The following is a 13,282-nucleotide window of genomic DNA, read 5'->3' as shown; positions in this document are numbered from 1 at the left end:
AAATTAGGCTTTCACTGGCTTCACTACAGGGCTATTCCCTAATAGATAAAGCATTTTAAAATGGTCCAATACAGCCATCAAAAAATGTGGTTTTGAATAATAAGGCACATGGAACTCTTCCGCTGTAGCCTTCACTATAGGCGCTATATCCTTATAATGCACATGGCATATATCCGGAAATAAATGATGCTCAACTTGGAAATTTAACCCTCCTACAAACCAGAACAGTATCCTAGAATTAGGGGCAAAATTACAAGTGGTTGCCAACTGATGCAGTATTCTTTCTCCTTCCACCACTCCATCCGTATCGGCCTTAGGAAAATCTACAACCTCTACGATATGAGCGATCTGAAAAACCATGGTGATCACAAACCCAGTGACAAAATGCATCATCACAAAAGCCAAAAGGATCATTCCTAACGAAAAGGGAGAGAAAATAAGTGGCAAACCTATTACTACAGTGAAGTAAAGAAGCTTCAGAACCACCAATTTCATGATGCCCTTTTTGTAAGCCTTTTCACCACCTTTTACCAAGCCTTTATTATAGTATCTTGTAAATCTGATGAAATCTTTCGCAGTCACCCATGAAAGTGTAGATAGAGAGTAAAAGAACCAGGCATACAAATGTTGGTATTTGTGCAATGGGCTCTTTTCTGCATTGGGAGAAAATCTTAAAAAGAAAGGTGCATTGATGTCGTCATCGTGCTCATGAATATTCGTGTAGCTGTGATGTAGGACATTGTGCTGCAGGTGCCATACCATAGAACTGGCTCCCACCATATCCAAAGTATAGCCTATCCAGGTATTTACTTTCTTATTTTTGGAATAGGAGCCGTGAATAGCATCGTGCATGACGCCCATTCCTACCCCAGCCATTCCGAAAGCGGAAAGCAGATAACAAGCAAACAATTGAAATGTAGTGGAGGCAACGCCTGTAATCACCAAGGCAATAGGTAGCACATACAAAGAAATCAGCAAGATAGACTTGATGATCATCCCGGTAGTTGCATACTTGGATTTGTTCGTGGACTTAAAATGTCCATAAACCCTAGCTCTTAGTGTTTGAGAGAATTCAGATAATTCTGATTCTGAGAACCTTACTGTCTTAATAGCACTGAAATTAAATTATAAATACTAATGTTTCCTGTGGGATTTTCTCTGCAGATTTTAATTCGAAGAATGGACTTGACCAATTCTCATAAATTAAAAAAGTAGAAAGATGAAGAATTAAAACCTTGCGAGGGGAAACTCTAGAAATTGCTACTTGGGCAGGTTGATAATCAACGCATACTTTTTTTCAAGTAAAAAGGAATATCCTTGGACAGCGCCTTTATGCGTACAAAGGTGGGGAGAAGATTCTGCATATCCTAATCCACTCGCATTTAACGTCTTTTACGCTCAATTAATTTAAATGACAGATTCAAAAACTAGCTAGCAGTTTTGAGCTTCCTGCACCAAAACGAAACCTAAGGACTGACTCCCTTTGAAAATTCCTTTCCTATAAACTCAACTAATTCCAACGCCAATTCACAATACCATTCACATGCATCATACCTACTTTATTGTATTCCTGTGAAGGACTTAGACCAGGATTCCCGAGGGCTTCCTTATTCATCATTAAGACCTGAAAATCAAACTTTGGCATTGACCTGGGAGAATATTTCATCCCTATGTTGAGCTGCCGATAGGAAGGCATATTGTATTTGTTCTCAGCAGGCGAGTTGAGTGGAGGCAGCCAATGAAATCCCAAATGAATAAAAGCTTTTAAGTCAGTATTCTTGATGGAATATTCCGCAAACGCCGTTACCGCATCTAAGGAACTGAATCCCTCATTCCTTTCTCTAGGAATAAATGTGTACCAGGCATCCTTCCCCCACTCCCTGGGGCTTAGCCAGATCCCCTGTCCACCTGTTTTGGTATAATTCAAATTCACAGCCCATGATTTTTTTTGAAAATCAATTCTCGTAGATAAAGCCCAATTTCTATCCTTAGGATTCTTGTATTGAAAGAGCGGATTCTCATTGCCACCATTCCCCAGTCCTGATTGAAAACCTGCCTGTACACCCCAAAGCCAAGTAATCCCTGATTCTTCTGATTTCCACTTTTTCTCCACCCGAGACCAAAGTGTATTTGAAATATTTTGAGCCACTGTGTTTGATACATTCAGGGTAATCCCCTCCCAAACTTTAGATACTTCCACTAGCGCTATCCAATCACTAGTGGTATAGCCTGCGTATTGAGAGGCTTCACCATTTGTATTTCTACCCGTAGGAAACACACCAATACTTTCCCCCACAGACAGCCAATCGCTTGTCCCGCGAACGCTCATCCGACTGATACCCCAGCCCGTAAAACCCCATTTATTTTCCGTAGCGTACCAAGCTTTGGCTCCCTCGATACCCGTAGGAGAAAGCCGCCCATCCTGTGGATTGATCCAATCTTCATTAATCGCCATTCGTCCCACCGATATCCCCCAGTTCGATTTAGAATAGGTAAGCGACAAATTTTCCAACTTTCCGAAAAATCGATCTTCTAAATCAAGCAAATCAAACAAGCCCACCTCATACCTATTCGTGCCACCACTTACTGGATCTGCTGCGGTCAAATCACTACTCCAAAGGTTAGCAAAAATCCGGTAACCTACCCTAAAACCCCAGTGATCCGCATAGTTGAGCTTCGTCCCAAGATTCAGACTTGTTCCCAGCGCATAATCATCCTTGTAAGTAGCTGGATAGGTAGTGCTCATCCAAAACATTCGGAAATGTACGTCTGGAGAAACTTCAATTTTTTTTTCTTCTTGCTGCGCAAAAACCACTAAAGGCATGCAAATGATGATTCCTAAGATGAAATTTCTCATTTACCCGATGCTGCTTTGATTGCTTGGAAAGGACCAAACTTATGTTGTTCCTCAGAAAACCCATCCGAATATGGCCCAAATGGATGATCCATAGGCTTTTTGGAAATATCAGGCCAATCGTGAGGAAAATCACGCGCTGGCCTATCCAGACTATTTACGTAAGCTGCCACATCCCATGCTTCTTCATCGGTAAGCATTGGGTTTTCATAAGTAACACCAAAAGGCATGTTCGCTTTCACACACCCAGCAAATCTCGATATACGAAAAAGACCTGCACGCTGATTGTAACTGTGCTCTCCCCAAAGTGGAGGATAAATGTAACCAGTCCCATTCCCCTTCATCACTCCCTGTCCATCCGCCAGATGGCAGCTCACACATTGTTTTTCATAGATGCTTTTCCCTTTGATGGGATCTGCTGCTCTGTCGAGCAAAGGAAGCTCATAGATTCCAGCCCCCTTTGGTACTTCTCCTTTTGGCACATCCTTCCCTAGCCACTCCATATAGGCTACTATGGCCTTCATTTCTTTACCATCATTAGCTAAAGCTTCCCCATTTAGACTTCGCTGAAAACAACCATTGATTCTCATCTGAATATCTTCGGACTTTCCAGATCGGCCGCGAACCTTGGGATAGGTGCTTTTAGCAGCTGAATAATTATTGCCCAAAGGTGCAGTCCCAGCCTGCAAATGACAATTTTGGCAATTCAATCCATTAGAAATTCTCATCACTTTGCCCTGTGGGCCAAGGTATTCCGAAGTATTGACGATAAGCTCACGGCCATATTTGATATCCTCTGCATTGGGCTCTGCTTCCACAGACGCCCAGTCCGGCGCAATCCACATTCCCACAGGATCCATCAAGGCGGTGGACTCTGGTGTCGTCTGAGCTGGGATGACTTGCGCAACTTTCACCGTAGGAGTTTCTATCCCTACATGATCTAGAAATAATATCCCACCAATCAACCCAACCAGAAGGCTAATCGTCACCAGCAAAACGAGGATCAACGGAAAAAGCTGAGAAATAGAAGTTGCAGTCTTATTCATAATTACCTGATCAAGCTACAAAATTGGGGGTAATCATCCTCGAAGCATGTGATGAAGATCACGCAGGGAAGGATAAATACGCTTTTTCCTAAAGAAAAAAAGATGTGCTCATTTGGCTACAGCCAAAAAAACCTGTTTATCCTCTACCAACCCTTCGACTAAAAAATCTTGCTCGTGACGATACAAATTAATGTCTAACACATCCCCCATGCCACATTCAGCCAAGTAATTGATCAAAAAGCGAGGTGTGTCGCAGCCATTTTCGCGAAGAATATTCTCCACCCAACGCACATAACTGGTGTTATTGACATGATTGTTCAGATCAAGATCTGAATACCTCACCCTCAGCCGCTCAGTTTTGAGAAGGTCCCCTGCCAATTTAACTTTTGCTGGTTGCCATTCTGGTCTCTCGTTTGGATTAAAAAGTTCAGGTGGCAAAACGCTCTCAGGTCTAAATATCCGTTTGGTCTGCACATTCATAAGCACCCAAGAACTCATCCCCTGTGCAAGTGTTTTCCCCTCAAAGTCAGTAATCAAAAACTCACGAAAAGCAAAGAGCTTGTCTTGCCCCCTTCCGGCAGTAAAAACTTTGATGGCATCACCCCAGGAAGGAAGGTGCTCACATTTGATATCCATTCGAGCCATCACCCAGGACAGTTGCTGTTCCTGCAGATTCCTCCCAAAATCAGCAGAATCTGCATGTCTCCAGGCAATTTCCTGAAACAAATTAGACAAGGCTGTCAAGCTCAGCTTCCCGTCAGGATCAACCTGATAGGAACGAACTTCAAAATCTTTGTAAAACTGAAAGGAAGAGCTGAAAATCATTTAGTCCGACTAGGGGAAGGCTTTATTGGGATGAGGAAAACAGCCTTTCTGACACTCGAAAGTACTGTAATCCCCAAGCCAGCAACAGCGATTAGGGCAAAAGACACTTTCAAATTAAATAATTCTGCGATAAAACCGATCAAAGGAGGACCAAGTAAAAATCCAAAAAATGAAATGGTGGAAACTATCGCCAACGCTACGCTGGGTGAATACAACTTAGACCTGCCAGCTATACTATAAGAAAGCGGGATGATCGATGCCACGCCTAAACCCACTAACAGAAATCCGGAGGTAGCCACTTCTACAGTGGGGAACATCACCGCTAAGCTGAGTCCAATAAAGATTAAAATTCCACTCACCTGAATCACCTCCACTTTGGTAAATCTGGCAGCGACTTTATCCGTAATAAATCTACCTGCAGCCATTGACCCCATAAAAGCCACATAACCCAAGGCAACTAAAGATGGATCGGATTGGATCACTTTTTTGAAATAAACCCCTGACCAATCAAACATACATCCTTCGGCCATCATGCCTAGAAAAGCTATTAAGCTAATCCTCAGCAAAAGTGCATCGGGCTTCTTCATCACCAATCCACCTCCACCTTCCGATGCTTTCCTTTCTTTGACAATATAACCTTGAGCGGATAGGATGAGCACGATAGAAATCGCCATCACCAGGAAGTAATGCTGCGCCGGAGAAAATCCGATAAAAATCATCAATGCTCCTAAGCCCGCACCTGAAAAACCCGCCAAACTCCACAAGCCATGGAAGGAAGCCAGAATACTTTTCCCCATCTCATCTTCTAATGCCAACGCCTGAGTATTCAGTGAGATATTCATCACATTCCCAAGCATTCCATACAGGATCAGCACAGGAATCAACAGCCAAGTAGTAGGAGCTAAACCAATCAGAGGTAAGGTCAATGCATACGCAAATGCTCCAAACATAACCACAGCTCTGCTTCCAAACTGATGCACAGCCCAGCCTGCGAGCGGCAAACCTATGACAGAACCAAGCGGCAAAAACAATAAAAGTGTCCCTAACTGTCCTTCGGAAAGATCAAACTTGGACTGAATATCTGGAATTCGTGCTGCCCAGGAGGCGAAGCAAAGACCTACGAAAAAGAAAAATGCCCCTAGGGCAACTCGTCTTTTGGAAAGTGTGTTCATCAACTAACTAGGTTTAAGAGGCTCACAAAAGTACAGAACATAAGTTCAAAATCATGGGGAACCTCGAACATTGACATTGCAAACCAGTTACCTTAGTCACACCTACCTTATCTGAAAATTCATGGAATTGGTCATAGCAGCAGCCGTAATCGTTACCGCCATATTTATAATCCGCTTTATCATCAAAAAAGTTTTTGATTAAAAAAACCACTTCATTTTCAGAAAGTGGTTTCAAATTCCAATTTGATAAGATTTCAGCTTATTAGTTCGGAAGCTTATCTGAGAATTTTCCATACACCCAAGTCCCGGCAATAGCCGAAAGTAGCGTTATTATCACTACGGTAAACCCAGACCCAATCTGCGCAAATAGCGGCCCAGGGCAAGCTCCGGTAATCGCCCAACCTAGACCAAAGATAAACCCTCCAAAGATCTGTCCCTTACGGAATTCTTTTTTCGGGATTATGATTTCCTCACCAGCGATGGATTTGATCTTCAATCGCTTGATCAATTGTATAGAAATAATCCCAGTGACTATCGCCGAACCAATCACGCCATACATATGAAATGAATCCAATCGGAACATTTCCTGTATCCTAAACCAGGAGATGATCTCGGCCTTCACAAACACGATTCCGAACAAAATCCCCAGAATCAAATACTTCACCAATGCCAAACCTTTCTCTCCCGACTCTTGGGAATTTGGCGCGTCACAGACTGCCTCCGATATCATTCTTTCTTGAACTTTCATCTCTTATTAATTTAAAATCCTACCCAACTCATCAAAGGAGCTAAAAACACCTGAGTCATTAAAAAGCCACCGATCATAAAGAAAATGGTAGCGACCAAAGATGGCCATTGAAGGGAACTGATCCCCATGATCGCATGGCCGGAAGTGCATCCGCCAGCGTAGCGTGTACCAAAACCAACTAAAAACCCACCAAGAACAAAGAATAGCAATCCTTTGGTCGTGAATAGATTCTCCCAGGAGAAAATATCAGATGGCATCAAGCCAGAGAAATCTGTGATTCCCATGGCGGATAAATCTGCCTGAGTCTGTGCAGCTATCACGATTTCATCAGGATTAGAAACAAACGTGGTAGCCACAAAGCCTCCCACCAAAACTCCTAGAACAAACACCAGATTCCACATTTCCTTCCTCCAGTTGTAATTGAAAAAGGGGATGCCAGCCGGAATACATATCGCACAAGCATGACGAAGTGATGAAGAGATTCCAAAGCTCTTATTTCCCAAAATGAGAAGTGCCGGTACGGTAAGGCCAATCAATGGGCCAGCCACATACCAAGGCCAGGGCTGGGAAACCCAGTCTATAAATTGATTCATATTTTTTAGGTTAGGGAAATTATAAAACAAGTGGTCTGTGAAGACACAGACCACGGAGATAATCTTATATCATATTTTTGACTACTGTACTCTTGAATATGACGTCTTAGATCTTGATCCTTACTACTTATAGTAAAGTAGTTGGGCAAACGTAATCAGTAACCTTAAACTTCTCTGATTCTTTGATGTCTTTGAATCCACCTTTGACATCGATCAGGTTATCATACCCTCTTGCTCTCAAGATAGAATTGAAGACCATTGATCTATAGCCACCAGCACAATGCACGAAATAGGTCTTGTCTTTATCGATTTTTAGCATGCTCTCATTGATGTAGTCAAGCGGTGCATTTTCTGCATTCTCCACGTGCTCGGAAAGAAACTCACTCTCTTTTCTAACATCCAAAATATTGATTCCTGGGTCTTCTGCTTGCTTTTGAGCCAGCTCATCCGCCGAAATGGATTGGATCTGATCTACTTCATTTCCAGAATTCTTCCAAGCTTCCATGCCGCCATCCAAGTAGCCAATCGCAAAATCATACCCCACTCGAGCTAATCGAGTAATCACCTCTTCTTCTCTACCTTGCTCGGCTACCACGAGAATTTCTTGCTTCAAATCCGGGATCATCGCGCCAACCCATACCGCAAAGCTTCCGTCGATTCCGATATTTATTGAGTTTGGAACAAAGCCCTGGGCAAACACCTGTGGGGCACGCGTATCCAAGATCAGAGCGCCTGTTTCATTAGCTGCTGCTTCAAACTCCGCTGGACTCAATGGCTTCACCCCTCTTTCCAAAACAGCATCTATGCTATCGTATCCTTCGATATTCATCATGACATTTTGAGGAAAATAAGCTGGAGGTGGAGTCAAACCTGTGATCACCTCTTTGATAAATTGCTCCTTAGTCATCTCCTGAAGCGCATAATTCGTTTTCTTTTGGTTGCCCAACGTATCAGATGTCTCCTTACTCATATTTTTGCCGCAGGCGGATCCTGCCCCGTGAGCCGGATACACGATCAAATCATCTGAAAGAGGCATTATTTTATTTCGAAGAGACTCATATAGATGCCCAGCAAGAATATCCTGAGTCAAATCCGCGATAACTTTTTGTGCTAAATCCGGTCTTCCCACATCTCCGATGAACAATGTATCTCCAGTGAAAATCGCTTCTGCTTTGCCTTCTTCATTGAAAAGCAAATAGCAGGAACTTTCCATCGTGTGGCCTGGTGTATGAATCAATTTGATTTTTGCTTTTCCAATCTGAAACTCTTCCCCGTCTTTTGCTACGTGAGCGTCAAAACCCAACTTCATTCCCGTAGGACCATATACGATCTCGGCACCGGTTTTTTTCGCCAAATCCACATGACCCGACACGAAGTCTGCATGAAAATGCGTCTCAAATACATACTTGATTTTAGCATTTCTTCGCTCAGCTTTTTCGATGTAGGGCTGAACTTCTCTCAGTGGGTCGATCACAGCTGCTTCGCCGTCTGACTCAATGTAGTAAGCACCTTGTGCTAAGCATCCGGTATAAATTTGTTCGATTTTCATAGTTATTAAGTTTCTTATGTTACGTTTTCTTTTTTTGGAAAAAGAGATAAATCCCTGTAGAAAGTACGAATGCGTCCGGGCTTTAATTCCGACACCTTCGTTTCTCAGTTCTATAATCTTTTCTCAAAATTAGGCCTTCTAGATATTCCTCTACATGACTTTTGTCACAGAAGCCTTAGACGATATCCTTGATGTTAGTTTTCAGCGTATTCACCAACTGATGAGCGGGGACCACGCCAGATTCTCTCCAGAGGATTTTGCCCTTCTGAAACAGGATCAAGGTAGGCACGCCACGCACTTGGAATTTGCTGGCAGCCAATTGATTTTTGTCCACATCTACTTTCAGAATTTTCACTTTGTCTCCCAACTGCTTGGCAGTATCTTCCAATATGGGCTGCATCATCTTACATGGACCGCACCAGGTGGCGAAAAAATCCACCAATACTGCTTGATCTCCATCTATTAGTTCTTGAAATGTTTTGGCTTTGGTAGGCATGATTTCAGCGTTTTTTGTCAGAACAAAAGTAGAAGCAAAATCAGTTCAACACAGTAATTATTGTCACATAGCCACTCACGCAGAAATGGCCAAAGTTTTAAAATACCTAAAATAGCCCCATTTGGCATTTATTTTTTTTATTTTCGCCAGTCAAATTCCACTCATTACATGCTCAATTACAAGCAAATCAATAATCTGACCGGTTGGGTCGTTTTTGCGGTAGCTACTTTGGTTTACGTTCTTACAGTCGAACAAACAGCTAGCTTCTGGGATCCAGGAGAATTCATAGCCGTAGCGTACAAACTACAAGTACCCCACCCTCCAGGAGCTCCATTCTTTCTACTAGTGTATCGTATGTTCAGTTTCTTCGCTTTCGGAGATCCTTTGCAGGTAGCTTATTGGATGAATATCGGCAGTGCGCTATTCTCTGGCTTCTCTATTTTATTTCTTTTTTGGTCTATCACTTTATTTGGGAAAAAACTTTTCAAAGTTGTAGAAGGGCAAGAAAGCAAAGGAGAAACGATTACCTTGATGGGTGCTGGAATCGTCGGCGCGTTGGTTTATACTTTCTCCGATAGTTTCTGGTATTCGGCTGTAGAGTCGGAAGTTTATGCCATGTCCTCGTTTTTCACGGCCATCGTGATCTGGGCATTCTTGAAATGGGATGTGATCAAAGATCCTCGTGAAGAGAACAAATGGATGATTTTCATCGCTTACCTGGTGGGACTTTCTATAGGCGTTCACTTGCTGAACTTGGTGACTCTGCCAGCATTGGCGTTGATTTACTACTTCAAAAAGTATGAAAAGCCAACGCTCAAAGGTGGTTTTATTGCGATGTTCCTTGGCGGGGTGGCGCTGATCATCATCAATAACTTGATAATCCCTGGACTTCCTAGCTTGGCTGGATCGATGGAGATTTTCTTTGTCAATAGCATAGGTTTGCCATTCGGATCTGGGATCGTCGTATTTATGCTGCTGTTTTTCGCAGGGGTATTCTTTGCTTATAAGTATTCTCGCAAAAAGGGAAATGCCATCCTAAATACTGTTCTTCTATCTTTCATCTTTATTTTGATTGGGTATTCGAGTTACACGCTGATTGTAGTTCGTGCTAACCAAGATCCTATCATCAATGAAAATGCGCCAAAAGACATCATCAGCTACGTGTCCTATCTCAAGCGCGAGCAATATGGTTATAGACCTTTGCTTCATGGGCAGTATTTCACCGCTCAATTAGTGGCGCAGGACGAAGGTGCTCCTGTGTATATGAAGGGTAAAGACAAGTATGAAATCGTAGATTATTCGTTGGAAAACACCTACGATCCTACAAAAACGACGATTTTACCACGAATTTATTCTACTCAGGAAAGTCACAAACGACTATATCGACAAAAGCTTGGGCTAAGAGAAGGCCAAGATCCTACTTTCGCTGACAACATCTATTTTATGTTTTCTCATCAGCTAGGGAAAATGTACTGGCGCTATTTTATGTGGAATTTTTCTGGAAAAGAATCTGATTTCAGCGATGCCCCTTGGGTAGGAATTACGGATGCTTTCAAGGATTACCCAGAATACATCACCGAAAACAAAGGGCACAATAATTACCTGATGTTGCCATTATTACTGGGAATCATCGGTTTATTTTTCCAAGCCAAGGTAGATCCTAAGTCATTCTATGTGAACCTGATGCTATTCCTGATGATGGGTGTGGTGCTGGTTCTTTACCTGAATTCTCCTCCGGTGGAGCCTAGAGAGCGAGATTATATCTATGTGGGTAGTTTCTATGCATTTGCTATTTGGGTCGGCATTGGGGTGATGGCAATCGCCCATATGCTAGGTAGAGCTACGAAGAATATGGCAACTGCCGGAATCATCGCTACACTACTCACTTTGCCAGTAGCAGGACTAATGGGCGCGCAAAACTGGAATGATCACAATAGAAAAGGCAGATACTTCTCCGTAGATTCTGCTAGAAACTTCCTGGCCTCTTGTGCTCCAAACGCAATCTTATTTACTGGTGGAGACAACGATACTTTCCCGCTTTGGTACGTGCAAGAAGTAGAAGGATTCCGTACCGATGTACGGGTGATCGTTTTGAGTTACTTCGATACAGATTGGTATGTAGAGCAAATGACCCGACCAGTGAATGAATCTGAAGCGTTGCCATTCAGTCTGGATGCTAATCGCTATCAGAAAGGCACAAATGATGTGCTTTATGTCATGGAAAGAGAAGGCATGAATGCCATTTCAGCAAAAGAATATCTGAAGCTGCTGAACTCAGGATCTGAGCTGCTGAAAATGGAAACCGGTGGTAAATCCGTAGCCAACATGGTTCCTTCAAGAAACTTGATTTTGGAAGTTGACAGTACCGCTGTTGCCAATAAGGATATTATTCCTGAAGAGTTTGTTCCACTTTTTGCTTCGCAAATGAACCTTCAGGTAACTGGCAACTACGTAACCAAGGGAACATTGATGCTGATTGATTTGATCGTATCTAACAATTGGGAAAGGCCAATCTACTTCAATAACACCTCTCTAGCTACTATCGGAATCAATGTTCAGGATCACGTCGTGATGGAGGGTTTGACTTACCGCTTACTGCCGGTGAGAAAGCCTGATTATGTTCGCGAGGACCTCGTCAATGCTGATTTGGCCTACGAAAATTACATGAACAATTTTGCTTTCCGAGGCATGAACAATCCTGATGCATATTTGGATGAGGAATACAGAAGGTTTGCCTCCAACCATAGAAGTGCGCTGAATAGCATTGTGATTGCTCTATTGGACAACAACGACATGGAGAAAGCTGCGACATTGCTCAACTATGGTTTGGAAGTGATGCCAAACAAGGCCATTCCTTATGATCTTTCTAGTGGGCAATCAGTTCCTCTTTTCTTCGAAGTGGGTGAGGATGAAAAAGCGCTGGATATCATCGACAAAGTATCAAAGAAATCTCTGGATATGATCGAGTTTTACACCCGTGAAAACAGAGAATACGATAGAGAAATGATGATTTCTGTGGAAATGATCAAGTATTTCATTCCTTTATTGGAAGAAAGGGGCTATCAGGAAAAAGCTCAGGAGCTCAAGCTAAGAATGGAACAATTCCTCGGTCCCCAGCAAAGTGGCAGTGGGGTTTTGGATAGACGGTAAGCTTTTGTAATTAAGAGCATTGAGGTATTTAGTAATCAATGCCTTGATCAATTGGATAGAGGACCAAAGTCGGTTGACCGAAGTGGCCTCAACCTTAGGTGTCTTTTGATCTACTTAATAGCACTTTTATTGAAAAGGGATTCGACAATGATTCGGATCCCTTTTTTTGTGGAATCTACCTAAGGTAAACGCAGAGATTTTGCAGAGGAGGCAGCTGATTAAGATTGGTAAATGAATAAATAGGGTAAGTCAACCTAGAAGACATCAGAATCTCAACTTGTGATTTGATGGTTTTCTACCCTATAGTCACTTAGATTTCATAGGAAACATAAAAAATAGAAGCCCTGCGAATCTATAATACCTAGGTGTGTTTGCGGTTTTATCTTTGAATTGCTTTATAGATGGAGCAATTTTCCCCATTTTTTGAACTACAGATAAAGCAAAATGACAAGGATAAAAGCTCTAGTGTTAACAAGAAATATCAAATAGTCTGGATTCGAAAAACCAATACTTATTATCTTCTCCGCGAAAAAATCAGGGACCACCGCAGTTAAATCCCTCAAATAAAACGCTTCACCACCCACACAATAATCGCCAGCAAAAACACAACAATCGAGATCTTATTGATTCCGTGCATCATTCGCAGGTTGAAATTTGATTTTTGGTCGGGATCAGGCTTTTGAAAAACTCTTACGAAGTAGTTTCCAAAATCTCCCATATTGAAGAATCCTTTTATTTTTTTGCTTTCGGACATAACTTAGGTTTATTGGGTAAACAGGTAGAATTGGAGAATGGTTTATTTATCGATCAAACCTGCCTCTGTAGAAGCAGGTTATCATCCTACGTGAA

11 protein-coding genes are annotated in these 13,282 nt (G+C 42.4%); 1 reads left to right on the top strand and 10 read right to left on the bottom strand.

All coding sequences use genetic code 11. From position 1 onward, the window contains the following. Positions 1 to 3: 3 nt before the first annotated feature. The 9 genes from ABJH64_RS05795 to trxA form a co-directional block, all read right to left on the bottom strand. The gene (locus tag ABJH64_RS05795) at positions 4 to 996 is read right to left on the bottom strand and encodes an acyl-CoA desaturase (RefSeq protein WP_348276982.1); all 993 of its coding nucleotides are present in this window, start codon (positions 994 to 996) and stop codon (positions 4 to 6) included. Between the two features lie 514 nt (positions 997 to 1,510). After that, on the bottom strand, positions 1,511 to 2,857 hold the full coding sequence (locus ABJH64_RS05790) for a hypothetical protein (RefSeq protein ID WP_348276981.1): 1,347 nt from the start codon (positions 2,855 to 2,857) through the stop codon (positions 1,511 to 1,513). Continuing rightward, positions 2,854 to 3,900 carry a c-type cytochrome gene (locus ABJH64_RS05785; RefSeq protein WP_348276980.1) on the bottom strand — a complete coding sequence of 349 codons (1,047 nt, stop codon included), beginning with the start codon at positions 3,898 to 3,900 and terminating at the stop codon, positions 2,854 to 2,856. Before ABJH64_RS05785 ends, ABJH64_RS05790 begins: the two co-directional genes overlap by 4 nt. A 108-nt stretch (positions 3,901 to 4,008) precedes the next feature. Beyond that, positions 4,009 to 4,725 carry an acyl-ACP thioesterase domain-containing protein gene (locus tag ABJH64_RS05780; RefSeq protein ID WP_348276979.1) on the bottom strand — a complete coding sequence of 239 codons (717 nt, stop codon included), beginning with the start codon at positions 4,723 to 4,725 and terminating at the stop codon, positions 4,009 to 4,011. Further along, positions 4,722 to 5,897 carry an MFS transporter gene (locus ABJH64_RS05775; RefSeq protein WP_348276978.1) on the bottom strand — a complete coding sequence of 392 codons (1,176 nt, stop codon included), beginning with the start codon at positions 5,895 to 5,897 and terminating at the stop codon, positions 4,722 to 4,724. Before ABJH64_RS05775 ends, ABJH64_RS05780 begins: the two co-directional genes overlap by 4 nt. A gap of 262 nt (positions 5,898 to 6,159) precedes the next feature. Continuing rightward, positions 6,160 to 6,645: a DUF6691 family protein gene (locus ABJH64_RS05770; RefSeq protein WP_348276977.1), complete on the bottom strand. Its 486-nt coding sequence runs from the start codon at positions 6,643 to 6,645 to the stop codon at positions 6,160 to 6,162. Between the two features lie 11 nt (positions 6,646 to 6,656). After that, positions 6,657 to 7,238: a YeeE/YedE thiosulfate transporter family protein gene (locus ABJH64_RS05765; RefSeq protein ID WP_348276976.1), complete on the bottom strand. Its 582-nt coding sequence runs from the start codon at positions 7,236 to 7,238 to the stop codon at positions 6,657 to 6,659. Between the two features lie 127 nt (positions 7,239 to 7,365). Further along, complete coding sequence (locus ABJH64_RS05760; protein ID WP_348276975.1) at positions 7,366 to 8,787, bottom strand: MBL fold metallo-hydrolase; 1,422 nt, start codon at positions 8,785 to 8,787, stop codon at positions 7,366 to 7,368. Positions 8,788 to 8,962: 175 nt separating this feature from the next. Next, entirely contained in the window at positions 8,963 to 9,283 is a 321-nt protein-coding gene (gene trxA / locus ABJH64_RS05755; protein WP_348276974.1) for a thioredoxin, read from the bottom strand. Between the two features lie 168 nt (positions 9,284 to 9,451). Here trxA and ABJH64_RS05750 point away from each other — a divergent pair, with 168 nt between their 5' ends. Continuing rightward, the gene (locus ABJH64_RS05750) at positions 9,452 to 12,433 is read left to right on the top strand and encodes a DUF2723 domain-containing protein (RefSeq protein WP_348276973.1); all 2,982 of its coding nucleotides are present in this window, start codon (positions 9,452 to 9,454) and stop codon (positions 12,431 to 12,433) included. A gap of 559 nt (positions 12,434 to 12,992) precedes the next feature. Here ABJH64_RS05750 and ABJH64_RS05745 read toward each other — a convergent pair. Next, the gene (locus ABJH64_RS05745; protein ID WP_348276972.1) at positions 12,993 to 13,187 is read right to left on the bottom strand and encodes a DUF6728 family protein; all 195 of its coding nucleotides are present in this window, start codon (positions 13,185 to 13,187) and stop codon (positions 12,993 to 12,995) included. Positions 13,188 to 13,282 lie beyond the last annotated feature (95 nt).

This window comes from Algoriphagus sp. (assembly GCF_039969895.1).
Taxonomy (GTDB): Bacteria; Bacteroidota; Bacteroidia; order Cytophagales; family Cyclobacteriaceae; genus Algoriphagus.
The sequence above is the reverse complement of the archived record's forward strand: the minus strand, read 5'-3'. Positions and strand labels throughout refer to the sequence as shown.

Excerpts from the sequence above, each read along its gene's own strand:
- ABJH64_RS05795 (WP_348276982.1), bottom strand. The coding sequence starts at position 996 with ATGATCATCAAGTCTATCTTGCTGATTTCTTTGTATGTGCTACCTATT.
- ABJH64_RS05790 (WP_348276981.1), bottom strand. The coding sequence starts at position 2,857 with ATGAGAAATTTCATCTTAGGAATCATCATTTGCATGCCTTTAGTGGTT.
- ABJH64_RS05785 (WP_348276980.1), bottom strand. The coding sequence starts at position 3,900 with ATGAATAAGACTGCAACTTCTATTTCTCAGCTTTTTCCGTTGATCCTC.
- ABJH64_RS05780 (WP_348276979.1), bottom strand. The coding sequence starts at position 4,725 with ATGATTTTCAGCTCTTCCTTTCAGTTTTACAAAGATTTTGAAGTTCGT.
- ABJH64_RS05775 (WP_348276978.1), bottom strand. The coding sequence starts at position 5,897 with ATGAACACACTTTCCAAAAGACGAGTTGCCCTAGGGGCATTTTTCTTT.
- ABJH64_RS05770 (WP_348276977.1), bottom strand. The coding sequence starts at position 6,645 with ATGAAAGTTCAAGAAAGAATGATATCGGAGGCAGTCTGTGACGCGCCA.
- ABJH64_RS05765 (WP_348276976.1), bottom strand. The coding sequence starts at position 7,238 with ATGAATCAATTTATAGACTGGGTTTCCCAGCCCTGGCCTTGGTATGTG.
- ABJH64_RS05760 (WP_348276975.1), bottom strand. The coding sequence starts at position 8,787 with ATGAAAATCGAACAAATTTATACCGGATGCTTAGCACAAGGTGCTTAC.
- trxA (WP_348276974.1), bottom strand. The coding sequence starts at position 9,283 with ATGCCTACCAAAGCCAAAACATTTCAAGAACTAATAGATGGAGATCAA.
- ABJH64_RS05750 (WP_348276973.1), top strand. The coding sequence starts at position 9,452 with ATGCTCAATTACAAGCAAATCAATAATCTGACCGGTTGGGTCGTTTTT.
- ABJH64_RS05745 (WP_348276972.1), bottom strand. The coding sequence starts at position 13,187 with ATGTCCGAAAGCAAAAAAATAAAAGGATTCTTCAATATGGGAGATTTT.